A 24558-nucleotide genomic window follows, 5' to 3' on the forward strand; every position below is an offset into this window, starting at 1 on the left:
CCGGAACAGCCCCGACGCGCCCGATCCCAGGGCCACTCCGGCGCCGACGAGGGCACTGCCGGCGGCCTGGACGGCCCCGTAGGAGCCCGTTCCGACGAGCGGCGCGGTGGCGGCCGCGGCGACCGGGATCAGGCCGGAGAACAGCGTGGCGCGCTCCGCGCCGATCCGCTGCATGCCCATGTACCAGCACACGAAGCCGACGACCGTGACGACCGCCGCCTGCCACAGCAGTGCGGCGGCCTCGGTGCCGTCGGGGCGCCGCAGCCAGCCGGTGCCGTCGACGACGAGCCCGGCCGCCGCCGCCTCGACCGCGGCGAGACCGCACACGGTGGCCGACAGCAACCGCGGTCCCAGGGGCCGCAGTACGGGCACCGCGAGCACCGCGAAACCCACCTCGCCCGCCAGCGCGCACCCGGAGAAGACGATCCCGGCGCCGTCCGTACGGCCCCACCCCTGGACCGTGAACGCGCCGACGGCGACGAGCGACGCCCCGTGGAGCACGATCCGGCGTGGACGGCGTCCCTCCAGGACAGGGACGAGGATCGCGACCGCCACGGGCGCGCAGCCCACGAAGACGCCGGGGACGGCGGGTTCCGCGCTGCGTTCGGCGGCGATGACGGCCAGGTTGAAGCCGACCATGCCGACGGCCGCGAGCAGGGCGAGACGGGCCCACTGGCGTGCGCTGAGCGCCCGCAGCCGGGCCCGCGCGTCCCTGCCGGTGAACGGGAGGAGCAGCAGGCAGGCGAGGCCGTAGCGCAGGAACTGGCCGCCCGCGTACGGGTAGTCGCCCAGCACGCTGTTCGCGGTGAAGGACGCGCCGACGAGGACACAGGCGAAGGCGGCGAGCGGGGCGCCGCGGACGGTGGTGGCGTTCATGCCGGCGACGCTAGGGAGCACGACGGTCCGGTTTAAGGTCCACTTCCATGACGTCATCGCGGACCAATTCGGCGGGGTGGGCCGATCAGGGAGGTCTGACGCGTTCCGCCGCCTGGGAGCTGCTGGTGCCCGCCGTCGCGGCTCCGGCACGCGCGCGTGGCCGCTCGCTCCAGGCGGCGCTGCGGGAGGCGGTGCGCTCGGGACGGCTGGCGCCGGACACCCGGCTGCCGTCGAGCCGGGACCTGGCGGCCGACCTCGGGGTGTCGCGAGGGCTGGTCACGGAGGCCTACGAGCAGTTGACGGCGGAGGGATACCTGCGCAGCGGCCGGGGCGCGGGTACCTGGGTGGGCAGTGCCGTGCGGGCGGCGCGGCCCCGCGCGCGTGACCTCGCGCCGCGCTCGCCGGGCGCCCGGGCCGACTTCGTGCCCGGCACACCTGACCTGTCGCTGTTCCCGCGCGCGGCCTGGGCGGCGGCGCAGCGCGGTGTGTTCGCGGAACTGCCGCACGAGGTGCTGGGCTATCCCGATCCGCGCGGACTGCCCCGGCTGCGCACGGCGCTGGCGGAACTCCTGGCGCGCCGCCGGGGCGTGGTCGCGGACCCGGAGCGGCTGATCGTGGTCTCCGGAGTGGCGCAGGCGATGGCGGTGCTCGGTTTCGCGCTCCACGCGCGCGGGACGCGCACCGTCGGCGTCGAGGACCCGGGCAGCCCCCAGCACGACGCCCTGTACGCCGCGGCGGGCGTCGGCACCGTACCGCTGCCCCTGGACGCGGAGGGCCTGGCGATCGGACCGCTGCGGGCGTCCGGGGTACGGGCGGTGGTGACCACGCCCGCCCATCAGTTCCCCACGGGCATCGCCTACTCCGCGCGGCGGCGCGCCCAACTCCTCGACTGGGCACGGTCGGTGGACGGTCTCCTCGTCGAGGACGACTACGACGGCGACTTCCGCTACGACCGCGCCCCGGTGGGCGCGCTCCAGGGCCTCGACCCGGAGCACGTCGCCTACACGGGCTCGGTCAGCAAATCCCTCGCCCCGGGGCTGCGGCTCGGCTGGCTCCTGGTACCCGAGTCGCTGACCGACGAGGTCGTCGAACGCAAGCGCACCATGGACCTCGGCCACCCGACCCTCGACCAGGCGCTGTTCGCCCGCTTCCTGGAACGCGGCGACTACGACCGCCAGTTGCGCCGCTGCCAGCGCGCCTACCGCCAGCGCCGGGACACTTTGGTCGCGGCCCTGGAGGAGCACTTCCCGGGAGCACGGGTGACCGGGATCTCGGCGGGCCTGCACGTCATCGCGGAACTGCCGGAGAAGTACGGCTCCCAGGACGACTTCCTGAAACGCGCCGCCCGCGCGGGTGTCGCGGTGCGCCCGCTCACGGACTACGGCCACGCGCGCGTGGACGACACGGTCGTACGGCTGGTCCTGGGGTACGCGCATCTGCCCCCCGGACGGATTCGTGCCGGCATAGGGCTGATGGCCGACGCCGTGCGTCCCCAGGCCTGTCCCTGAGGCCTCCGGCAGCGCCGCACATGGGCCCCATGGGGTGGCGTTCCGTTGTTCATCCGTGGTTTCCGTGTGCGCTGCGGCGCACCAGTAGGTGTGGCGGTGCACCCTGACCGCATCCCGTCCCTGGAGGCGCGATCCCATGTCGTATCGTCCGTTCCCCGCCCGCCGCAGCGTCCTGCGCGGCACCCTGGCCGCGTCGGCGGCCCTGACCGTGCCCGTCTCCCTCGGCGCGGCCCCCGCCCTCGCCCTGTCCGGGCGCCCCAAGGCGGGCTGGGGTGTGCAGGCGGGGGACGTGACCTCCGACTCCGGTCTGGTGTGGGTGCGTTCGGACCGCCCCGCGCGGATGATCGTGGAGACCTCGGCCACCGAGTCGTTCCGCAACCCGCACCGCTGGCACGGTCCGCTGCTCGGCGCGGACACGGACTTCACGGGCACCACCCGGCTGCGCGGGCTGCCCTCGGGACGGCAGATCCACTACCGGGTCCTGCTCGCCGACCCCGACGACCCACGCCGTACGGGCGAGCCGGTGACCGGCACGTTCCGCACGGTGCCGACCGGGCGGCGCGACGTGCGCTTCCTGTGGTCCGGCGACCTCGCGGGCCAGGGCTGGGGCATCAACCCGGACCTCGGCGGCTACCGGATCTACGACGCCATGGGCAGGCTCGACCCGGACTTCTTCCTGTGCAGCGGCGACAACATCTACGCCGACGGTCCCCTCACGGCGACCCAGGCGCTGCCCGACGGCAGCCTCTACCGGAACGTCACCACGGAGGAGAAGTCCAAGGTCGCCGAGACCCTGGCCGAGTTCCGCGGCAACTTCCGCTACAACCTGCTCGACGAGAACCTCAGGCGGTTCAACGCCCAGGTCCCGTCGATCATCCAGTGGGACGACCACGAGGTGCGCAACAACTGGTACCCGGGCGAGGTGATCGCCGCCTCCGACACCCGCTACACGGAGAAGAGCGTCGACGTCATGGCGGTCCGCGCCCGGCGCGCGTTCAGCGAGTACTTCCCGATCTCGACGCTGCGGCCGGGCGCCCAGGAGGGCCGCGTGCAACGCGTGATGCGGCACGGCCCGCTGCTCGACGTGTTCGTCCTGGACATGCGCACCTACCGCAACGCCAACTCGCCCGACCAACAGACCGTGGACCCGCAGGGCATCCTCGGCCGGGAGCAACTGGATTGGCTCAAGCGGGAGTTGTCGCGTTCGCGGGCCGTGTGGAAGGTCATCGCCGCCGACATGCCGCTCGGCCTGGTCGTGCCCGACGCCACCGAGGGCAAGCCGAACATCGAGGCGGTCGCGCAGGGCGACCCGGGCGCGCCGCTCGGGCGTGAGCTGCAGATCGCGGAGCTGCTGCGGTACATCAAGCACCGGCGGATCACCGGCACCGTGTGGCTGACGGCCGACGTCCACCACACGTCCGCCCAGCACTACCAGCCCTCGCGGGCCGCGTTCACCGACTTCGAGCCGTTCTGGGAGTTCGTCTCGGGTCCGCTGAACGCGGGCGCCTTCCCGGCCAGCGCACTCGACGACACCTTCGGTCCCGAGCGGGTGTTCGTGAAGGCGCCGACCGCGCAGAACGTGTCGCCTGCCGAGGGCTACCAGTTCTTCGGCGAGGTCGACATCGACGGCCACAGCGGGGAGTTGACGGTCCGTCTGCGCGAACAGGACGGCACCGTGCTGTTCACCAAGACCCTTCAGCCGGGACGGGTCGGCCAGTAACTCCACTACCCTCGTACCCGAGCCGCGCACCGGCGTCATCCCCCGGTGCGCGGCGCGGCGCACGGCGTGCCGACTCACCGCCACAGACCACGTTTCCTCAGGTCAGGCCGATTGTCAGTGCCGGCCTCTACGGTTTTTCCCATGACGCGATCTTTGCAGGACGTGACCTATCGCCGACCCTCCGTGCTGGAGTCCGCGGCGGACGGCCGGCGCCTCGGGCTGGAGACCTCACGCGGGGCCACGCCTTCGGGTGTCACCGACCATCCGCGGTTCTTCGCGGGCTTCCTGACGTCTCCTCAGGTGGCGTCGGCGGCGCTGCTGGCGGTGGCCGACGTGGCGGCGACGCGGTACTACCAGCGTCAGCTGGCCGCCTCGTTGGACCCGGTGGTCACGGCGGGCGGGGACCGGCTGCGCTTCGAGTCCTTCTCGGGCTGCGGCGGGGTGTACGCGCGACTGGACGTCCTCGCCCCCGGACTCGACGGCGACGAGGTGGGACACGGCACGACGAACGTCGACGTCAACAACCCCCTGCGCGAGGCACTGTCCCGGATCGGCACGGACGATCCGCTCCATCTCCGGGTCGGCCCCGAGGAGTTGGCGGTCACCACGCTGGACGGCCCGGTCGTCGAGAAGAAGGTGCCGCTCCCGGACCGCTGGCTGCGCGGCTTCGCGGAGGCTCAGGTCATAGCGGCCGGCTTCGACCTGCGCGCCGAACTGCCCGCGGCCGAGGCGGTCCGCTTCCTGCGCTCGCTCCCGAAGAGCGGCGCGCGCGGCACCACGAGCGGCCCCCGCTGGGTCGTCCCGGCCGGCCGCGGCCTGCGCCCGACCACCCGCCCCGTACCGGGCGCGGTCTGCCTCCCGGGCCCGGAGCGCCTGATCGCCCTCCAGCGCGTCCTGCGCCACGCGACGGCCCTGCGGATCTACGGTCCCTCCGTCATCGGCGCCTCGGCGTCGGCCGGCGCCTGGGAAGCCGTCCTGCCCGGCATGCGGCTCACCCTCACACTGTCGCCGGACGCGTCGCGCGGCTTCTCCGGCGAGGGCGGCGTCCTGGACGCGCTCGCGGCCGACGAGGCGGGCGAGGACGCCGAGCTGATCTCCGTGCTGCTGGCCTGGGAGCCCCGCATCGACATCGCCGACATGGCCGCCTCCTCCGGCCTCACACCGGAGCGGGTCCGCGCCGCGCTGACCCGGCTGGGCACCTCGGGACGCGTCGGCTACGACACGGCGGAGGCGGCCTACTTCCACCGCGAACTGCCCTACGACGCGGAGCGCGTGGAGCGCCACAATCCGCGGCTGCGCTCGGCCCGCGCGCTGGTGGCCGCCGGGGCGGTGACCCTGGAGGGCGGGCTCGGGACGGTGACCGCCGAGGACGGCCATGTGCACCGGGTGCGCGACGAGGCGGGGGTGCTGAGGTGCAGCTGCGTGTGGTGGGCCAAGTACCGGGGCGGGCGCGGTCCCTGCAAGCACGCGCTGGCGGTGCGGATGGTGCGGCGGGGCGCCGCGGCGGAGCGGAACACGGATCAGAACACGAAGCGGGACATGCTGCGGGTCGACGGGGGTGTGCGATGAGTTCGCTGATGGAAGCGGTGCGGGCGGGCCGGACGGCCGAGGCGGTGGGCCTGCTCGACGGATTGACGGACTCCGAACGGCGGGCGTTCCTGCCGGAGTTGAAGGCGCTCCGCAAGGAGCTGCGCAAGGCGCCGTGGGAGGAGCCGTCCCGCCGCGCCTACCCGGCTCTGCACGCGGCCGGGGCCGCCTGTGAGACCGGGGCCGCCGCCGCGGCGACCTGGATCGCGGCCTCCGACATGCGCTGGTCGCAGTCGTCGCCCGCGCTGCTGCTCCACATCCTGGGCGACCGCGACACCGCCTGGCTGGCCGACGTGACGCACCGCCTCGCCGGGCGCCCGGCCTCGTCGAGCGTGCCGTACGAGCTGATGGCCGGTCTGGTGCGGCTCTCCGGTTGCCCGGTGCCGACGACGGACGCCTATGTGCGCGGCTGGGTCGAGCACACCGGGCATCTGTGGCAGCGCGGGGACACCCTGCTCGACCGGCTGCGCAAGGACCCGCATCTCGCGGAACTGGTGGCCGCGGTCTTCGAGACGGAGGACATCGGCAGCCCGCTGGAGTGGACCTCGGCCGAAGGGCCGAACAGCTGGGTCGACACGCTCGCCCTGCTCGCCACGGAAGGCGTCCTGGACCGGAGACACACGGTGGACGCGTGCGTGGCCCGGCTGCTGCGCGGCGGGACGACCCTCGACAACCGCGTGTTCCTCCGCGTGCTGAAGGCCCTGGCCCTGACCCGCGAGGAGGAGCGGGAGAGGATCGCCGACTGGCTGGCGCTGGCCTCGGACGCGGTGTCCATGGTGGCGTCGCACGCCCAGTCACTGCTGGGATCCCTCGCTCTGGACGGCGAGTTGACGCCGCGTCGGCTGTCGGAGATGTCGGACGCGGTGCTGTTCCGCCCCGAGAAGAAGCTCGTCCGGGCCCAACTCGTCCTGCTGGGCAAGGTGTTGGCGCGGGACGCGTCGGCCGCCGAGGAGGTGCTCCCCACCCTCGCGCAGGCCTTCGCCCACGAGGACGCGGACGTGCAGGAGCGGGCACTGAAGCTGGTCGAACGACACCTCAAGAAGGTCGGCTCCCCCGAGGTACGGGCCGAACTGGCCGGAGCGGCGGACCAGTTGGTCCCCGCCCTGCGCACCCGCGCGGTCGAGACCCTGGGCGCGGCACCGGTGACGGCGGCATCACTGGTCCAGGAGGAAATGCTCCCGCCGGCACCGGAGCCGTCCCGCCTCGCACCGGCACCGGGGTCGGCGGTCGAACTAGCCGAGGAACTGGGGGCGTTGCTGGCGACCGAGGGCGATGTCGCGGCGTTCGAGCGCGCATTGGACGGACTCGTCCGTCATGCCTACCAGGACCGGGACGCCCTGCTGGAGGCGCTGGGCCCGGTGGTCGCGCGCCGCTGGTGGGCCGAGGACGCCCCTGGGCACCCGCAGCGTACGGACGACCACTTCAGCAGGTCGCACCGCGCCTTCGCCAGTGCGGGCCATGCCCTCGACCTCCTGCTGGCCACCCTCATGGACAGGGTGCGCACGGTCACGCTCCACGAGAGGGCCCGCCACGACCAGCGGGGCCGGGAATGCGGGCACAGCGCGCTGACGCGGGTCTTCGACGTCCGGGTGTGGGAGGTGGCGTACCGGCTCCGCGCGGAGCCGCTGCCGTTGCTGCTGTCGACGCCGAGCTGGAGCACGGGGCTGCTGGAGCCGGACGAACTGGTGGACCGGCTGGACGCGTACCGGCGCCTGGGCGCGCGGGTCTCGGAAGCAGACTTCGCGCAGGCGCTGCTGCGGGTGCGCCGTGAGGACCGGGCGGCGGCGACGGCAGCCGCCGGGCGGGCCGCGGCGCTCGGCACCCGGGAGGGCACCCGGCTCGCACGCTGGCTGACGTCCGAGAGCCCGGCCCTGCCCCTGAGCAGGCGCCGGACCGCAGGGGTGCGTGTCGTGCTGGAGCTGGGTGAACTCCTCGATCTGCAGGAGGACTTCCCGGCGGAGTTCCGCGCGCTGGGCAAGCCGGTGACGGCCTACGGCAACCACTGGTACTGCTACCACTGGAGCCAGGGCATAGACCGGCACTGGCTCGCGATACTCCCCGAGCGTCGCGAGCTGGTGGCGGCGCGGCTGCTGCGGGACGTGTCGGCCGCCGCGCTGGACGACACCCGGGGCGCTGCCGCCGTCCTCCCTCTCCTGGCGGAGTCCGACGGGCTCGCGGGGCAGGCCACGCACCTGTGTCTGGCGTACGGGCTCGGGGCGCGGCACCCCGAGGACCGGCTGGCGGCCGTGGACGCGCTGCTGGTGCTCGCGGCGCGCGGGCAGCTGGACGTGGACCGGCTCGGCGCGGACCTCGGGGAGTTGGTGCGGGGCGGGGGCGTGAAGCCGTCGCGGCTCGCCGAGTCCGTGCGGACCGGGGCCGCGACCGGGGCGAACGCGACCGTCTGGGGGATTCTCCGGCCCGCTCTGACCGCGTTGCTCGCCGACCTCGACGCCGACGCCAAGCCCGCCCACACCCGCGGGCTCGGGGACATCCTCGCCGTGGCGGCCGAGTGCGCGGAGCGGTCCGGGGCACGGGGTGAGCTGCCGCATCTGGCGGAGACGGCGGCGCGCAGCGGCTCGTCCCGGTTGGTCACGCAGGCACGTCGGCTGCGCGACGCGCTGGGGGCGGAGCCGGCCGCATGACGTAGACCGCCAGGGCTGACCTCCGGTGCGCTCCACTCACCAAAAGAACGGCAAAAGGTGCAGAACCATGCTTTTACCGGTCGGTCACAGAGCGTTCGTGATCACGCAACACCATTCCTTCACAGTGGGTGCATGAGTCGAGACATGTCTGATGTGACGCGCGCGAAGCACGGGCGTCCGGTGCACCACTGGCGGCGGGACCTGATCGAGCTGGCCGCGCTGTTCACGGCGGTCGCGGTGGCGGACGTCGTGGCGGATCTGGTGGGGCACGGGCCCGACGGTCCGGCGCTGCTGGCGATGTCCGCGCTGGCCCTGGTCGCCACGGCGGGATTCCACACATGGTGGTCACGCCGCCACGGTCATGCCCCGCCGACGGGCGATACCGGTGCCCGGCCCACCGCGCAGTCGCGGCGGACCGGGCCGGCCGGATCACCCGAGCCGACGCCCGACTCCACCGCAGGGTCCGCCTCCGGGTCCGCCTCCGGGTCCGCCTCCGCATCGGGGTCCGAGGAGTCGTCCGCGACCCCCGACCCCGTCGCCCAGGCGCCGACCCTCTGGCGGATGCGGACGACCGTGCAGGACGCGCCGGGGTCGCTGGCCGCACTGTGCACGGCGCTGGCCGGCCGGCAGGTCGACATCCTGAGCCTGCAGACGCACCCGCTGGCCGAGGGCACGGTGGACGAGTTCCTGCTGCGGGCGCCGGGCGAGGTCGCCGCGTCCGAGATCACCCGGGCGGTGTCGTCGGCCGGCGGCTCCGGCACCTGGATCGAGCGCGCCGACGCCCACGACCTGGTGGACGCCCCGACCCGCGTCCTGGGCCTGGCCACCCGAACGGCCCTGGACGCGGCGGAACTCCCGCTGGCGCTACGGCAGTTGCTCGGCCGCTGCACCATCCGGTCGCTGCCCGCGACCACCGCGGTCAGGGGAAGCGAGCCGGAGTCGGTGCCGGTGGAGGGGGCGTTGGAGGACACGGTCATGCGGCTGCGGGCCCCGGAAGGCGGAGTGATCACCGTGGAGCGGGCGTATCTGCCGTTCACCCCCACCGAGTTCGCCCGCGCGCGGGCCCTGGTCGAGCTGGACGCCCGGCTGGGTCCGCGCATCCCCCGCAGCCAGGACGTACTGACCCTGCCCGAGGGCAACGCGATCACCGTACGGCGCGCGGACACCGGCGACCTCGACGCGGCGCGGGAGATGCACGAGCGGTGCTCGCCGCACACGCTGGGCATGCGGTACCACGGACCGGTCGGTGACGCCGACCGCTATCTCAACCACCTGCTCTCCCCGCGCTTCGGACGGACGCTCGCCGTGCAGACGGCGTCCGGGCGGATCGTCGGGCTCGGGCACCTCCTGTGGGACGGGGACGAGACGGAGGTCGCGCTGCTGGTCGAGGACGACTGGCAACGGCGCGGTATCGGGAGCGAGTTGCTGGGCCGGCTGGTGGCGATGGCCGTCGAGGCGGGATGCGAGAGCGTGTACGCCGTGACGCAGGCGTCCAACACGGGGATGGTCGCGGCGATGCGGGGGCTCGATCTGCCGCTCGACTACCAGATCGAGCAGGGGACCCTGGTGGTCACGGCCCGGCTGGGCGCGGCCGTGGACGCCGTGGACAAGGCCAGGGATGTCGCCGAGGCCACGGAGTCCAGGAAGGCCTGAGCGCCGTGGTCGGTGCCGGGGCGTCGGCCTCAGACGGTCCGTTGCGGCTGGGCGCGCAGCTCACCACGCCCCTGTGGACGGGGCGCCAGCGCCCCGTCCAGATCGGCCCACAGGTCGTCGACGTCCTCCAGCCCCACTGACAGCCTCAGCAGGTTGTCCCGCACGCCCGAGCCCCTGCGGTCCTCCTCGGTCACCACCCGGTGGCTGATGGAGGCCGGGTGCTGGATCAGGGTGTCCACGCTGCCGAGGCTGACGGCGGGGGTGATGAGGCGGACGGCGGCGATCACCTCGTGGGGGTCGCCGTGGACCTCGAAGGCGATCATCGCGCCGCCGATGCGCGGGTAGTGCACGCGGGCCACGCGCGGGTCGGCGCCGAGGCGGCGGGCGAGTTCGGCGGCCGTCGCGGACGCGGCCCGTACCCGGACCGGCAGGGTCGCGAGGCCGCGCAGCAGCAGATAGCCGGCCAGCGGATGCAGTACGCCGCCGGTGGCGAACCGCACCTGGCGCAGCCGCCCCGCGAACTCCTCGTCGCAGGCCACCACGCCCGCCATCACATCGCCGTGCCCGCCCAGGTACTTGGTGGCGCTGTGCAGGACGAGACGCGCGCCGTGCTCGGCGGGGCGCTGCAGGACCGGGGTCGCGAAGGTGTTGTCGGCGAGGAGGGGCACCGAGCCGCAGGAGTGGGCGAGGGCGCGCAGGTCCAGTTCGGCCAGGGTCGGGTTGGCCGGGGACTCGACGACGACCAGGCCGGTGTCCGGGCGCAGCGCGTCGGCGACCCCGGCCGGGTCGGTCCACGTCACCTCGGAGCCGACCAGCCCGGCGGTGAGCAGATGGTCGCTGCAGCCGTAGAGGGGCCGTACCGCGACCACATGGCGCAGGCCCGTCGCGCCGCGGGCCAGGAGCACCGCCGTCAGGGCGGCCATGCCGCTGGCGAACGCGACCGCGCTCTCGGTGCCTTCGAGGCGGGCGAGAGCGGTCTCGAAGCGGGCGACGGTGGGGTTGCCGAGGCGGCCGTAGACGGGCGGGCCGTCCGGTTCGGCGCCGGTGGCGGCGAAGGCGTCGACGCGGGCGGCCTCACCGCGGCTGTCGTACGACGGGTAGGTGGTCGACAGGTCGATCGGCGCGGCGTGCAGACCCTGCCGGGCGAGGTCGTCGCGACCGGCGTGCACGGCTTCGGTGGCCAGGGCCCGGGGGCGGAGGGCCGGGGCGGTGTGGGGCTTCGTTGCGTCCATGGACGTAAGAGTGAACAGTCACCGGGATGCACGGCCGGTGATCCGTATACTGTTCGGCTCATGACGGAATCTGTCGTACTGGATCCGGTCGACCTCCATCTCCTGCGGTTGCTGCAGAACGACGCACGGGCGACCTATCGCGAGCTCGCGGCGGAGGTCGGGGTCGCGCCGTCGACGTGTCTCGACCGGGTGGCGCGGCTGCGCCGGGCCGGGGTCATCCTCGGGCATCAACTGCGGGTCGATCCGGCGAAGTTGGGGCGCGGACTCGAAGCGCTGCTGTCGGTGCAGGTACGCCCGCACCGGCGGGAGCTGGTCGGGCCGTTCGTGGAGCGGATCAGGGCGTTGCCCGAGTCGCGGACCGTGTTCCATCTGACCGGGCCGGACGACTACCTCGTCCATGTGGCCGTCGCCGGCATGGCGGACCTGCAGCGGCTGGTCCTCGACGAGTTCACGTCACAACGCGAGGTGGCGCGGGTGGAGACCCGGCTGATCTTCCAGCAGTGGGACTGCGGACCCCTGCTGCCGCTTGCCACGCCCACAGCTGAATCGGGGTGACGGGGGCAAGTTCCGCGTATGAGGATGGTCCTCATGTCGCAGACCAACACTCCGCTGCCCCGGCAGGTCGCCGACGCCTACGTCGACGACCTCATCGCCCTCGACCCGGTCACCGGCACGTATCTCGGCGTGAAGGAGAGTTCGAGCCGCCTGGCCGACCTCTCCCCCGCAGGTCAGGAACGACTCGCGGAGCTTCAGCGGGCGACCCTCGCGAAGCTCGACGAGGCCGAGCGCCTGCCCGGCGCGGACAGTGACAGCGAGCGCCGGTGCGCGCGCCTGCTGCGCGAGCGGCTCAGCGCCGAGCTCGCGGTGCACGACGCCGAGGAGAGCCTGCGCGCGGTGGGCAACATGTCCACCCCGGCGCACTCGGTGCGTGAGGTGTTCACGCTGACGCCGGCGGACACCGACGAGGACTGGGCGGCGATCGCCGAGCGGCTGCGCGCGGTACCGACGGCGCTCGCCGGGTACCGCGAGTCCCTCCAACTGGGCCTGGACCGCAAGCTGTACGCGGGCCCGCGTCCGACCGCCACCTTCATCGACCAGCTCACCGAGTGGTCGGACACCGACGGCCAGGGACGCGGCTGGTTCCAGGACTTCGCCTCGGCGGGCCCCGCGTCGCTCCGCCCCGGACTGGACGAGGCCGCCCGGACGGCGACCGCGGCCCTGGTGGAGCTCCGCGACTGGATGCGCGACGTGTACGCGCCGGCCGTCGAGGGCGCCCCGAACACGGTGGGCCGCGAACGGTACGCACGCTGGTCGCGCTACTTCAACGGTACGGACCTCGATCTCGACGAGGCGTACGCGTACGGCTGGTCCGAGTACCACCGGCTGCTCGCCGAGATGAAGCAGGAGGCCGAGAAGATCCTGCCCGGCGCCGAGACCCCGTGGGTGGCGCTCGCGCATCTCGACGAGCACGGCCGGCACATCGAGGGCGTCGAAGAGGTCCGCGTGTGGCTGCAGAGCCTGATGGACAGGGCGATCGAGAACCTGGACGGCACGCACTTCGAACTCGCCGAGCGGGTACGGAAGGTGGAGTCCTGCATCGCGCCTCCGGGCAGCGCGGCGGCGCCGTACTACACCTCGCCGTCGGAGGACTTCTCCCGTCCGGGCCGCACCTGGCTGCCGACGATGGGCCAGACCCGTTTCCCGGTCTACGACCTCGTCTCGACCTGGTACCACGAGGGCGTCCCGGGTCATCACCTCCAACTCGCCCAGTGGACGCACGTCGCCGGGAACCTGTCCCGCTACCAGGCCTCCGTGGGCCAGGTCAGCGCCAACGCGGAGGGCTGGGCGCTCTACGCAGAGCGGCTGATGGACGAGCTGGGCTTCCTGGAGGACGCCGAGCAGCGGATCGGCTATCTCGACGCCCAGATGATGCGGGCGGCCCGGGTCATCGTCGACATCGGCATGCATCTGGAGCTGGAGATCCCGGCGGAGTCACCGTTCCATCCCGGTGAGCGGTGGACGCCGGAGCTGGCCGAGGAGTTCTTCGGCGCGCACAGCAGCCGCCCGGCCGACTTCGTGGAGAGCGAACTGACCCGCTACCTCACGATCCCCGGCCAGGCCATCGGCTACAAGCTCGGCGAGCGGGCCTGGCTGCTGGGCCGTGAGAACGCGCGCCGGCGGCACGGCGACACCTTCGACCTGAAGGCCTGGCACATGGCCGCGCTGTCGCAGGGTTCGCTGGGACTGGACGACCTGCTGGACGAGTTGTCACAGCTCTGACGCACGGCGGGACACCACGGCGGCCGGGTCCTGAACCGAGGACCCGGCCGTCGGCAACTCCGCGCGCGTTACGGCCGGTTCAGTTGGCGAGCCGCCGCAGCTGGACAAGCCCGAGCCAGGTCTCCGGCCCGGGCTGCGCCCGCCCCGCCCGCACCGCGTACCGCCCCGGTTCCAGATCGACCTTCAGGTGCTCCGTGCCCTCCGACTCCCGGCCCGGCCACGCGGAGTCGAAGAGGACGACCGGCCCGGGTACGTCCCACTGCACCTCGGCCTCCCACATCGCCCCGGCGAGCGCGGCGGGCACGCCGGCCAGCACCTCGTCCTCGGAGTTCGCCGCACACCACCGGACGAACGCGCCGTGCTCCGGCAGGAAGGCGGTCGACGCGGGATCGTCGCCCAGGACCAGCGCCGCGCTGTCCCCCACGGGCAGCAGCCCGGCGTACCCGCCGACCTCGCACGCCCGGTCGTAGTCCGAGGCGAGTTCGTCGCCGTCGGCTCCCGTCCAGAACGGCAGCACCGTCTCCGGCACCGCTATGAGCGGCCCGCCGCCCGACTCCACCCACTGCACCGCCGTACCCGGCTCCGCGTATCGCCCCATGCGCAGAACCTACACGCACAGCGATCCCACATGTTCGGAGCCCGCGAACTCCCACACAGCCGACAGACCGACGAACTCACCTTCCGGCAGGCCGAGTTGACGGCCACCTACAGGATTCAGCAGCCGCAGTCGCCCGCGCCCACCGGCGCCGTCAACGCATCGACCGCACCCTTCTCACGGCCTTCCCACGTCTCGAACTCGAAGCCCTCACGCACCCAGTACTCGAACCCGCCGAGCATCTCCTTCACCTGGTAACCGAGTTGGGCGAGCGCGAGGGCGGCCCGGGCGGCGCCGTTGCAGCCCGGACCCCAGCAGTACGTCACCACCGGCACCGACTTGTCGAGGAGGCCCTCGGCCTGTTCGGCGATGAGCGCGGTGGGCAGGTGGACCGCTCCGGGGACGTGCCCCTGCTCCCAGGACGCGGTGGACCGCGAGTCGAGGACGACGAAACCGGGGTCACCGCCGACGGCGAGCGCGGCGGCCACGTCGGAGACGTCGGCGTGGAAGGCGAGGCTCGCGCGGAAGTGGGCGGCCGCTTCCGCGGGCGCGGCGGGAGCGACTCGCAGAACGGGGTTGACGGTCGTGGCACTGCTCATGGTCCGGCCTCTCGAAAAGCGGAAGGGTGTCTCCACCGACGTGTCCTACGACCGAAAATCTACGGTCGTCGACCACGTCTCTGAAGGGACGATCCCCGCCGTCCCCCTTGATCGGCCGGGGTTTCCCCTGCTATTCATCAGGGATGACCGTGGATTCCCCTTACACTCCGGACGCCACCGACTGGCGCATCCTCGACGTGCTCCAGCGGGACGGCCGGGCGAGTTTCGCCGAGCTGGCCCGGGCCGTCTCCATGTCCGCGAGCGCGGTGACCGAGCGGGTGCGGCGACTGGAGGAGGCCGGGGTGATCGAGGGGTACGCGGCGGTCGTGGACCCGGAGCGCCTCGGCCTGCCGATCCTGGCGTTCGTGCGGCTGCGCTACCCGAACGGCAACTACAAGCCCTTCCACGACCTGGTCGCGGTGACCCCGGAGATCCTGGAGGCGCATCACATCACGGGCGACGACTGCTTCATGATCAAGGTCGCGGCCCGTTCGATGCGCCACCTGGAGGAGGTCTCCGGGAAGATCGGCGCCCTCGGATCGGTCACGACCAGCGTCGTCTACTCGTCACCGCTCCCCCGCCGCCCCCTGGGTCACTGACCCCGCTGCCGTACGGCCGACCCGTCCCGCCCCTTCACGACCTCCAGCTGCGCGTGGACACGGCGCCGCAGATCGGCGACATGGCTGACGATGCCGACGCTGCGGTCCCGCTCGCGCAGGGAGTCGAGCACGTCCAGGACCTCGTCCAGGGTCTGCTCGTCGAGGCTGCCGAAACCCTCGTCGATGAAGAGGGTGTCGAGCCGGACCCCGCCCGCCTCGTCGGTGACGACGTCCGCGAGCCCGAGCGCGAGAGCGAGGGACGCGAAGAACGTCTCGCCGCCGGACAGCGTCGCCGTGTCCCGCTCCCGCCCGGTCCACGCGTCGACGACATGCAGCCCGAGTCCGCTACGGCCGCGCCCGGCCCGGTCGTCCGAGTGCACGAGGGTGTAGCGGCCGGACGACATGCGCTGCAGCCGTACGGTCGCGGCGGCGGCCACCTGTTCCAGGCGGGCGGCGAGGACGTACGACTCCAGGCGCATCCGGCGTTCGTTGTCGGCCGAGGTGCCCGCGGTGAGGGCGGCGAGGCGGGCCACCCGGTCGTACTCCTCGCGCAGCGGGGCGAGTTGGCGGGCTCCGGCGGCGGATCGGGCGGAGAGCCGGTCGAGTTCGGCGCAGCGCCGGTGCGCCGCGTCGCACGCGGAGGCCGCGGCCCGGGTCCGCTGCACGGCGGCCGTCGCGGCACGCTCGGCCAGGTCCAGCTCGGCGGGGAGCAGTTGCGCTGCCGCCGCCGTGTCGGCCTCGGCGAGCACGGCCCGTACGGCGGCCTCCTCCGACTGCCAGGCGTCCAGGCGCCGTTGGAGTTCGCGGTGCGCGGTGTCGTCGAGGAGCGCGTCCCCCGCCGCCTGCGGGGTGTCGAACCCGGCGCGGAAGGCGGCGTCGGCCAGCCGGGCGTCGGCGTCCTTGAGGCGCTGCGCGGTGTCCTCGGCCGCCCGGACGGCGTCGGCCGCGTCGGTGAGCAGCGCGGCCTGCCGCTCCAGCTGGGCGGCGCGCGCGGCCACACTGTCGGCGGCACCCCGGGACTGCGTCAACTCCCCTTCCAGGGAGGCCTGTTCGCGGTCCAGGAGGTCGCGCAGGGTGGTCCGGGAAGCGGCCCGGAGGGCGGCCTGCTGCTGGACCCGGGTCCGCCGCTCGTGCTCCTGCTCGGCCCGGCGCAGCTCCTCGGCCGCGGGGTGCAGCCAGGAGGCGTCCCGCCGGGCCTGCTCGTAGAGCTGCTCCAACTCCGCGACCTCGTCGGCGAGTTGGCCGGTCGGCGCGTCACCGGCCTCGGCGGTGGCGGCGGCGAGGGCTTCGCGTACGACGCCGAGGCGGCGCTCGGCCTCGGTGCGCTGTTCCTCGGCGCGCTGGAGGGCGGTGAGGGCCTGTTCCTCGGCCGCGCGGTCGACGTGTCCGTCGGACTTGCGGGCAGGGGCGGGGTGTTCGGTGGCTCCGCAGACGGCGCAGGGGGCGCCGTCGGTGAGGTGGGCGGCCAGTTCGGCGGCGATGCCGTTGAGCCGCTGCTCCTTGAGGTCGAGCCAGTGGGTGCGGGCCTTCAGGGCCTGCTCGGTCGAGGTGAGCACCTGGCGGTGCGCGTCCTCGGTGTCTCCGGCGAACTGGTCCCGCTGCCGGGCCGCCCCGAGCCGCCGCTCGGCGGGTTCCCGCCGTACGGCGAGCTGTTCGGCCCGGGTGGTGGCCTCCTGGGCCGACTCGATCCGGGTCTGGAGTTCCGCACGGGTGGTGTCCCACCCGTCGAGCCAGGCCTCGGCCTCCTGCCGCACGTCCTCGTCGGCGCGTTCCTGGCGCTCCAACTCGGCACGCTCCGCGCCGAGTTCGGTGAGGCGCTGTTCGGCGCGGCGGGCCGATTCCAGTCCGCCCAGTTCCTCGGCGGCCCGGCGTGCGGCGGCGGCGAGCCCGGCGGCTCCGGCGCCCGCGAGGGTGTCCGGCAGCAGGTCGAGCGCGCGCGCCTCGGCGCGGGCGGCCCGCTGGTGCTCGGCGTCGGCGGACTCCCGCAGTTCCAGCGAGGGTGCCACCGCCTCGGCCTTCCGGGCCCGCTCCATCCGCGCCTGGGCCTGCCGATAGCCGTCGGCCCGCTCCTCCATGAGCGTGGCCCGCTCCCGCGCCTGGGTGAACCGCTGTTGCAGACGCGCCAGTTCGCGTACGTCGGCCAGGGTCCGGTCGGCGGCGGCCTGGGCGGACTCTGCGGCGGTCAACCCGCCCTGCGCGACCTCCAGTTGCTCGCGTGCGGTGCTGCGGGCGATGGCCGCGGCACCCAACACGGCGGCGGCGAGGCCGGGTTCGCCCGGGGCGAGGTCCGGCAGCTCCATGGCGTCACCGGCGGCCTGCTGCATGCGGTGCGCGTCGGCGAGCAACTCGGCGTCGCCCTCGCGGACCTGGGCCTCGGTGGCCCGGCGCCGCTCGGCGAGCCGCTTCTCGACCTCGGCGAAGCGATGGGTGTCGAAGAGCCGGCCGAGCAGCTTGCCGCGCGCCTCGGCGTCGGAGCGCAGGAAGCGCGCGAACTCGCCCTGGGGCAGCAGCACGACCTGGCAGAACTGTTCCCTGCTCATGCCGAGCAGCTGGGTGATCTCCTCGCCGATCTCCTGGTGGGAGCGGCTGAGGTCCTTCCAGGCGCCGCCGCCCGCGTCGTACTCGCGCAGCCAGCTCTGCGCCTTGTCGACCGTGGTCCCTGGGCGGCCCTTCTTCTTGGGGCGTTCCCAGGGTGGCTGCCGGGTGAGTTCCAACCGCCTTCCGGCGACGGTGAGTTCGAGCCGCACCTCGGTGCGGGTGCCGGCCTCCGCGTGGTCGCTGCGCAGCCCGATCCCCTGCCCGGACTGGCGGACGCCGGGCACGGAGCCGTAGAGCGCGTAGCAGACGGCGTCGAGGACGGAGGTCTTTCCGGCGCCGGTCGGACCGTGGAGCAGGAACAGCCCGGCGGCGGACAGTTCGTCGAAGTCGACGGTCTGGGAGCCGCCGAAGGGACCGAAGGCGGTGATGTCGAGCCGGTGCAGCCTCATCGGCGCCCGCCCCCTTCGCCCGCCCGCCGCGCGAACCCGGCGGCGCACCGCCGGTCCGCCATGCCTCGCCGCACGCTCACGGCGTCACCTCCCGTACGGCCGAGTCCGCGCGGACCGCGTCGAACGCCTCCTGGAGCACGGCCTGTTCGTCCTCGTCGGGTCCGGCGCCGCGCACATGGGCCACGAAGTCGTCGGCGATCTCCCGGTCGTCGCGGCCCGCGAGACGGCGGGCGTACGACACGTCGGGGTCGTCCGGGGAGCGCTCGGGGGCGAAGACGAGGCTGAGCGTGTACGGGAAGCGCTCGGCGAGGCGGGCCATGGGGTCGGCCGGGCGCACCGCGTCGGTGAGCGTCGCCTCGACCCACGCCTCCTCGTGCCGGGCCAGCTCCGGATCGCCGAGAAGGTCCTCCAACGTGCCCCGGATACGGGCCAGTTGACGCGGTACCGGGCAGTCGAGGCGTTCGGCGGCGACGGTGCCTTCGGCGTCCAGGTCGATCAGCCACATGGTCTTGCGGTGGTCGGCCTCGGAGAAGGAGTACGGGAGGGGCGAGCCAGAGTAGCGGACGCGGCCGGTGATGGTCTGGGAGCCGTGGAGATGGCCGAGCGCCGCGTAGTCGACGCCGTCGAAGACCCCGGCCGGTACGGCGGCGACCCCGCCGACGGTGATGTCCCGCTCGCTGTCGCTGGCCTCGCCGCCGGTGACGAAGGCGTGCGCGAGGATCACGGAGCGGGTGCCGGCGGCGCGGGTGGCGAGGTCGGCGCGGACCCGGTCCATGGCGGCGGCGAGCACGGCCTCGTGCCCGGCCTTCTCCACTCCGAACTCGGCCTTGACCAGGGCGGGTTCGAGATAGGGCAGACCGTAGAAGGCCACGTCGCCGTGCGCGTCCGGAATGATCACGGGTGTCCCGCAGGCGGACGGCTCGGTGCGCAGGTGGATCCCCGCGCGGTCGATGAGACCGGCGCCGACGCCGAGGCGGCGGGCGGAGTCGTGGTTCCCGGAGATCATCACCGTGGGCACGCCGAGGTCGGCGAGGCGGTGCAGGGTGTCGTCGAACAACTCGACCGCGGCCAGCGGTGGCACCGCCCGGTCGTACACGTCCCCCGACACGACCACCGCGTCCACGTCACGCTCGCGCACGGTGGTGACCAGGTGGCTCACGAAGTCGGCCTGGGCCCCCAGCATGTTCACGCGGTGGAAGGCCCGGCCCAGGTGCCAGTCGGAGGTGTGCAGCAGTCTCATCGGGCCACCACGCTAGCGCCTGTCGGCCCCTGGCCCACCATTGACCTCGGAGTTCCCACTCATCTAAGCCCTTATGGGCGGAAATAGGCGGATCGGCGGGTGGTGTCGCGGGGCGGCCCGCCGGGGTCGGGCACGGCACCGCGGGCCGCCTCCACCTCGCCCCGCGGCCCGGATTCCCTGACGCACCGCCACCTACCGAACCGACCACCTGGGCACCCGGGCGGACCGACGGCACTCCTGCGGGAGCCGCTCACGCGTCCCCGTACGCCTCCCCGCCCAGTTCCAGTTCCGCCGTCCCCGCCGTGGCGTCGGCCAGCCAGCCCCGGAACGCGTCCACCTCGGCGTCCGGCAGGCCGATCTCGATGGTGACGGCCTCGCCGTAGCGGACGTCGCGTACCGCGCGGCCGGTGGCGTGCAGGTCGTTCTGGATCTTGCCGGCGCGCTGGTGGTCGACGGTCAGCGTGGCGAGGCGGAAGCGGCGGCGGGTGAGCGTGCCGAGGGTGTCGAGGGCCTCGCCGACCGAGCCGCCGTAGGCCCGGATGAGGCCGCCCGCGCCGAGCTTGACGCCGCCGTAGTAGCGGGTGACGACGGCGACGACGTACCGCATGTCGCGGCGCAGCAGCATCTGGAGCATCGGGACGCCCGCGGTGCCGCCGGGTTCGCCGTCGTCGCTCGCCTTCTGGATCGCGGCGTCGGCGCCGATGACGTAGGCGAAGCAGTTGTGGCTGGCGTCGGCGTGTTCCCTGCGCACACCGGCGATGAAGTCCTGGGCCTCCTGCTCGGTGGCCGCCGGGGCGAGAGCGCACAGGAAGCGGGAGCGGTTGACCTCGGTCTCGTGCACGCCCGGTCGGGCCACTGTGCGGTACTCGTCCTGCATCCGCCCAGCCTAAGCGCAAGGCCAGAGGTCGCCCCGGGTCCCGGTGCGGGTGACGATGTGGTGGATACTCGCTCCGCGTCGCCCGGGCACCGGGCACGGTCGTTCGATCACAGGGAGTACTCGGCATGACGGGCGCGCAGGTGGACCCCACGGATCGCACGGGGTCCGGGGAGCCGGAGTCCGCCGCGGAGCGTTGCCGGGCCTGGCTCCTGGACGGGCTGAGCGAGCAGAGCGCCCGGCACCCCGGCCCGCACGCCACGCCGAACCCGGAGCACGAGGGGCACCGCTGGTGGCGCGTCATGTGCCTGACCGGCGTCGACTACTTCTCCACGCTCGGCTACCAGCCGGGCATCGCCGCCCTCGCGGCCGGACTGCTGTCCCCGCTGGCGACCGTCGTGCTGATCGGGCTGACGCTGCTCGGGGCGCTGCCTGTGTACCGGCGGGTGGCGCACGAGTCCCCGCACGGCGAGGGGTCGATCGCCATGCTGGAGCGGCTGCTGCCGTGGTGGTCGGGGAAGATCTTCGTCCTGGTGCTGCTGGGCTTCGCGGCGACGGACTTCATGATCACGGTCACTCTGTCGGCGGCGGACGCGGCGGCGCACGTCGTGGAGAACCCGTTCGCGCCGGGCTGGATGCACGGCGAGAACACCTGGATCACGCTGGTGCTCGTCGGGGCGCTGGGCGCGGTCTTCCTCAAGGGGTTCCGGGAGGCCATCGGGATCGCCGTGGTCCTGGTGGGCGTCTATCTCACCCTCAACCTGGTCGTGCTCGCGGTGTCCGCGTGGGAGGTGCTGAGCCATCCGGTGAGGATCGGCGACTGGACGGACGCGATGACGGCCGCGCACTCCTCGCCGCTCGCGATGGTCGGGGTCGCCCTGCTGGTGTTCCCGAAACTCGCCCTCGGCATGTCCGGCTTCGAGACCGGGGTGGCGGTGATGCCGCAGGTCAAAGGCGACGACACGGACACCTGGGCGAAGCCCACCGGCCGGATCCGCGAGACCCGCAAGCTGCTCACCACGGCCGCCGTGATCATGTCCGGCTTCCTGCTGCTGTCCAGCCTGGCGACGACGATCCTCATCCCGCAGAGCGCGTTCAAGACGGGCGGCCCGGCGAACGGCCGCGCCCTCGCCTATCTCGCGCACGAGCATCTGGGCCAGGTCTTCGGCACGTTCTACGACGTCTCGACGATCGCGATCCTGTGGTTCGCCGGCGCCTCCGCGCTCGCCGGACTGCTGAACCTCGTACCGCGCTATCTGCCGCGCTACGGCATGGCGCCGGAGTGGACCCGCGCGGTGCGTCCGCTGGTGCTGGTCTTCATGGTGACGGCCGTCCTCATCACCCTGTGGTTCCACGCGAGCGTCGACGCGCAGAGCGGCGCGTACGCGACCGGAGTGCTGGTGCTGATGCTGTCGGCGGCCTTCGCGTCCACGGTGACCGTGCACAAGCGGGGCCACCGCCGGGCCACGCTCGGGTTCGGCCTGATCACCGCCGTGTTCGCGTACACCCTGGTCACGAACGTCATCGAACGGCCCGACGGCATCAAGATCGCGGGCATCTTCATCGTGCTGATCCTGGTGACGTCGTTCGGTTCGCGGGTGCACCGCGCCTTCGAACTCCGCGCCGCCGAGGTCACGTTCGACGACACCGCGGCCCGCTTCATCGACGAGGCGGCCGAGCACGGGCCGCTCCGGCTGATCGCGAACGAGCCGCAGGAGCACAGCAGCCGGGAGTACCGCGCCAAGGAGTACAGCCAGCGCGAGGAGACCCACATCCCGGACGGCGGCCCGGTGCTCTTCCTGGAGGTCCTGCTGCGCGACTCCTCGGACTTCTCGGCGGACATCACCGTGCACGGCGAGAAGAAGCACGGGGTACGACGGCTGCGGGTGGCCGGCCCCACGGTCCCGAACGCCATCGCCGCCGTCCTGCTCTCCCTCCGCGACCGCACCGGCGAGGTCCCGCACGCCTACTTCACCTGGACCGAGGGCAACCCGGTCAGCCATCTGATCCGCTTCCTGATCTTCGGCGACGGCGAGGTCGCCCCGGTCACCCGCGAGGTCCTGCGCCGCGCGGAACCGGACCCGGACCGGCGACCGCGCGTCCACGTCGGTTGAACGACCGCTAGGAGCAGGGGTGTTGACCGGCGGCGGGCCGGCGGCGGCGCAGGCGTGTGTCGGTGAGCGGCGGGGTGGGGTCGACGTAGAAGTCGCCGGGGTTCACGTCGACGCCGGGCGGGACGATCTCGTCGACGCGGTCGAGGACGTCGTCGCCGAGTTCCAGGTCGGCCGCGGCGAGCAGATCGGTCAGCTGCTCGGGGCGGCGCGGGCCGATGAGCACCGCGGTGACCGCCGGATGGGCCCGGACGAACGCGGTGGCCAGCTGCGGCAGCGGCAGACCGGCCTCGGCGGCCACCTCGGCCAGCGCGCGCACGGCGTCGGCCTTGGCCCGCACACCGGGCAGCCGGAGATCGAACATCCGCGCCCCCGCGCCGGCGCTGCGATGCCCGCCGGTCGGATCCGAACGGCCGGACAGCCAGCCGGAGTTGAGCGGCCCGAAGGTCAGCACACCCATGCCGTACCGCTGAGCGGTGGGCAGCACCCGGCTCTCCACGCCCCGGGTGAGGATCGAGTACGGCGGCTGCTCGGTGCGGAACCGGTGATGCCCCCGGCGCTCGGCCGTCCACTGGGCCTCCACGATCTCCTCGGGCGAGAAGAACGAACCGCCGATCGCCCGCACCTTGCCGTCCCGCACCAGGTCCGACAGGACGGCGAGGGTCTCGTCGACGTCGGTGTACGGGTCCGGGCGGTGCATCTGGTAGAGGTCGACGTGGTCGGTGTCCAGGCGGCGCAGGCTGTCCTCCAGCGCGCGGCGGATCCAACGCGCCGACCCTCCGCGGCGGTTGGGGTCCTCGCCCATCGCCAGCCCGAACTTGGTGGCCAGGACGACGTCGTCGCGGCGGCCCTTCAGCGCCTTGCCCACGATCACCTCGGACTCGCCGCCTGAGTACACGTCGGCGGTGTCGACGAGGTTGATCCCGGCGTCCAGCGCCGTGCGGATCATGCGGACCGACTCGTCGTGGTCGGTGTTGCCCATCGCGCCGAACATCATCGTGCCGAGCGCGTACTCGCTCACCGACATGCCGGTGCCGCCGAGAATCCTGCGCTTCATCAGGGGCCTCCAGGTGCGTGCTTCGCCGTGTCTCCCCCACCAGCCGACCACCGCTCCCGGCCGGGGTGGGAGTCCCGCTCCGACCGGGGGTCCGACAGACCCCCTCTCGCTCGGCCGCTCACCGGGTCACCCGGTCTACGGTGGAGGCATGGCCCAGGAACCCAACGGCGAGCTGCGGGACTTCCTCCGCTCGCGCCGCGCCAGGCTCACCCCCGAGGAGGCGGGCCTGGCCCCTCAGCCCGGCACCCGCCGCGTTCCGGGCCTGCGGCGCGAGGAGGTCGCCCAGCTGGCCGGCGTCAGCGTCGACTACTACGTCCGCCTGGAGCGCGGACGCCATCTGAACGTCTCGGCGTCCGTCCTGGACGCGCTGGCCCGCGCCCTGCGCCTGACCGACCTGGAGCGCGCCCACCTGTCCCGGATCGCCAGGCCCTCCCGCACCCGCGCCCGCCCGCTGCCCCCGCAGCGCGTCCGCCCCGGTCTGCGCCTGCTGCTCGACAGCCTCACCGAGGTCCCCGCCCTCGTCTACGGCCGCCGTATGGACGTCCTGGCCGCCAACGACCTCGCCCGCGCCCTGTACACGGACTTCGAGGCGCTGCCCGCCCGCGACCGCAACCTGGCGCGACTGGTCTTCCTCGACGACGCCTTCCGCTCCCTGTACGCCGACTGGGAGGGCGCCGCACGCGGCCTCGTCGCCTCACTCCGGCTGTACGCGGGACGTCATCCGCACGACCCCGCGCTGGCCCAGCTGGTCGGTGAACTCTCCGTCCAGGACGCGGACTTCCGGCGCTGGTGGGCCGACCACGACGTGTTCCGGCGCACCCACGGCACGAAGCACTTCCGCCACCCCGTCGTCGGCGACCTCGTCCTGGCCTACGAGGCGTTCGCCCCCACCGACGACCCCGAGCAGATCCTCGGCGTCTCCACCGCCGAACCGGGTTCCCCGTCCGCGGAACGCCTTCAGCTGCTGGCCAGTTGGTCCCGGACCCCGCGCACCTGAA

The 24558-nt window shown here is 73.4% G+C and carries 17 protein-coding genes and 1 pseudogene; 10 read left to right on the forward strand and 8 right to left on the reverse strand.

Annotation, left to right across the window (positions count from 1 at the left end; genetic code table 11):
* Positions 1 to 39: 39 nt before the first annotated feature.
* Positions 40 to 933, reverse strand: a pseudogene (locus ACIPTO_RS37780) (DMT family transporter); the annotation flags it as partial.
* Here ACIPTO_RS37780 and ACIPTO_RS37785 point away from each other — a divergent pair.
* From ACIPTO_RS37785 to ACIPTO_RS37805, 5 genes are all read left to right on the forward strand, one after another.
* Positions 924 to 2384, forward strand: coding sequence for a PLP-dependent aminotransferase family protein (locus tag ACIPTO_RS37785; protein ID WP_401199615.1), 1461 nt, complete (start codon positions 924 to 926; stop codon positions 2382 to 2384). The pseudogene ACIPTO_RS37780 and the gene ACIPTO_RS37785 sit on opposite strands and share 10 nt — an antisense overlap.
* A 136-nt stretch (positions 2385 to 2520) precedes the next feature.
* On the forward strand, positions 2521 to 4104 hold the full coding sequence (locus ACIPTO_RS37790) for an alkaline phosphatase D family protein (protein WP_401199617.1): 1584 nt from the start codon (positions 2521 to 2523) through the stop codon (positions 4102 to 4104).
* Positions 4105 to 4245: 141 nt separating this feature from the next.
* The gene (locus tag ACIPTO_RS37795; RefSeq protein ID WP_401199619.1) at positions 4246 to 5673 is read left to right on the forward strand and encodes an SWIM zinc finger family protein; all 1428 of its coding nucleotides are present in this window, start codon (positions 4246 to 4248) and stop codon (positions 5671 to 5673) included.
* On the forward strand, positions 5670 to 8333 hold the full coding sequence (locus tag ACIPTO_RS37800) for a DUF6493 family protein (protein ID WP_401199621.1): 2664 nt from the start codon (positions 5670 to 5672) through the stop codon (positions 8331 to 8333). The genes ACIPTO_RS37795 and ACIPTO_RS37800 overlap by 4 nt, the downstream gene beginning before the upstream one ends.
* A 144-nt stretch (positions 8334 to 8477) precedes the next feature.
* Positions 8478 to 9986 (forward strand): GNAT family N-acetyltransferase, encoded by a 1509-nt coding sequence (locus ACIPTO_RS37805; protein WP_401199623.1) that lies wholly within the window; start codon positions 8478 to 8480, stop codon positions 9984 to 9986.
* Positions 9987 to 10015: 29 nt separating this feature from the next.
* Here the strand turns inward: ACIPTO_RS37805 and ACIPTO_RS37810 are convergent, their stop codons facing one another.
* Positions 10016 to 11218 (reverse strand): PLP-dependent transferase, encoded by a 1203-nt coding sequence (locus tag ACIPTO_RS37810; protein ID WP_366321929.1) that lies wholly within the window; start codon positions 11216 to 11218, stop codon positions 10016 to 10018.
* Between the two features lie 60 nt (positions 11219 to 11278).
* Here ACIPTO_RS37810 and ACIPTO_RS37815 point away from each other — a divergent pair, with 60 nt between their 5' ends.
* Together ACIPTO_RS37815 and ACIPTO_RS37820 are read left to right on the forward strand one after the other, a co-directional pair.
* Positions 11279 to 11773 carry an Lrp/AsnC family transcriptional regulator gene (locus tag ACIPTO_RS37815; RefSeq protein WP_366321931.1) on the forward strand — a complete coding sequence of 165 codons (495 nt, stop codon included), beginning with the start codon at positions 11279 to 11281 and terminating at the stop codon, positions 11771 to 11773.
* A 33-nt stretch (positions 11774 to 11806) separates the two neighbouring features.
* On the forward strand, positions 11807 to 13498 hold the full coding sequence (locus tag ACIPTO_RS37820; protein ID WP_401199626.1) for a DUF885 domain-containing protein: 1692 nt from the start codon (positions 11807 to 11809) through the stop codon (positions 13496 to 13498).
* Between the two features lie 79 nt (positions 13499 to 13577).
* Here ACIPTO_RS37820 and ACIPTO_RS37825 read toward each other — a convergent pair whose 3' ends face one another.
* Together ACIPTO_RS37825 and ACIPTO_RS37830 are read right to left on the reverse strand one after the other, a co-directional pair.
* The gene (locus ACIPTO_RS37825) at positions 13578 to 14096 is read right to left on the reverse strand and encodes an immunity 21 family protein (protein WP_401199628.1); all 519 of its coding nucleotides are present in this window, start codon (positions 14094 to 14096) and stop codon (positions 13578 to 13580) included.
* A 116-nt stretch (positions 14097 to 14212) separates the two neighbouring features.
* On the reverse strand, positions 14213 to 14692 hold the full coding sequence (locus ACIPTO_RS37830; RefSeq protein WP_366321937.1) for a rhodanese-like domain-containing protein: 480 nt from the start codon (positions 14690 to 14692) through the stop codon (positions 14213 to 14215).
* A 143-nt stretch (positions 14693 to 14835) separates the two neighbouring features.
* Here ACIPTO_RS37830 and ACIPTO_RS37835 point away from each other — a divergent pair, with 143 nt between their 5' ends.
* Positions 14836 to 15291, forward strand: coding sequence for an Lrp/AsnC family transcriptional regulator (locus tag ACIPTO_RS37835; protein ID WP_366321939.1), 456 nt, complete (start codon positions 14836 to 14838; stop codon positions 15289 to 15291).
* On the opposite strand, the gene ACIPTO_RS37840 is transcribed toward ACIPTO_RS37835, so the two are convergent.
* The 3 genes from ACIPTO_RS37840 to ACIPTO_RS37850 form a co-directional block, all read right to left on the reverse strand.
* Positions 15285 to 18278, reverse strand: coding sequence for an AAA family ATPase (locus tag ACIPTO_RS37840; RefSeq protein WP_401199631.1), 2994 nt, complete (start codon positions 18276 to 18278; stop codon positions 15285 to 15287). The genes ACIPTO_RS37835 and ACIPTO_RS37840 overlap by 7 nt on opposite strands.
* 76 nt (positions 18279 to 18354) lie before the next feature.
* Positions 18355 to 19518 carry an exonuclease SbcCD subunit D gene (locus ACIPTO_RS37845; RefSeq protein WP_401199633.1) on the reverse strand — a complete coding sequence of 388 codons (1164 nt, stop codon included), beginning with the start codon at positions 19516 to 19518 and terminating at the stop codon, positions 18355 to 18357.
* 250 nt (positions 19519 to 19768) lie between these two features.
* Positions 19769 to 20395 (reverse strand): YigZ family protein, encoded by a 627-nt coding sequence (locus ACIPTO_RS37850; RefSeq protein WP_401199635.1) that lies wholly within the window; start codon positions 20393 to 20395, stop codon positions 19769 to 19771.
* Positions 20396 to 20520: 125 nt separating this feature from the next.
* On the opposite strand from ACIPTO_RS37850, the gene ACIPTO_RS37855 reads away from it, so the two are divergent.
* Positions 20521 to 22506, forward strand: coding sequence for an amino acid transporter (locus ACIPTO_RS37855; RefSeq protein WP_366321947.1), 1986 nt, complete (start codon positions 20521 to 20523; stop codon positions 22504 to 22506).
* Between the two features lie 7 nt (positions 22507 to 22513).
* Here the strand turns inward: ACIPTO_RS37855 and ACIPTO_RS37860 are convergent, their stop codons facing one another.
* Positions 22514 to 23560: an aldo/keto reductase gene (locus ACIPTO_RS37860; RefSeq protein WP_401199637.1), complete on the reverse strand. Its 1047-nt coding sequence runs from the start codon at positions 23558 to 23560 to the stop codon at positions 22514 to 22516.
* 148 nt (positions 23561 to 23708) lie between these two features.
* Between ACIPTO_RS37860 and ACIPTO_RS37865 the strand changes: the two genes are divergently transcribed.
* The gene (locus ACIPTO_RS37865; RefSeq protein ID WP_401199639.1) at positions 23709 to 24557 is read left to right on the forward strand and encodes a helix-turn-helix domain-containing protein; all 849 of its coding nucleotides are present in this window, start codon (positions 23709 to 23711) and stop codon (positions 24555 to 24557) included.
* The last annotated feature ends 1 nt before the right edge of the window (position 24558 follow it).

The organism is Streptomyces sp. NPDC090083 (genome assembly GCF_044747445.1).
In the GTDB taxonomy this organism is placed as follows: domain Bacteria; phylum Actinomycetota; class Actinomycetes; order Streptomycetales; family Streptomycetaceae; genus Streptomyces.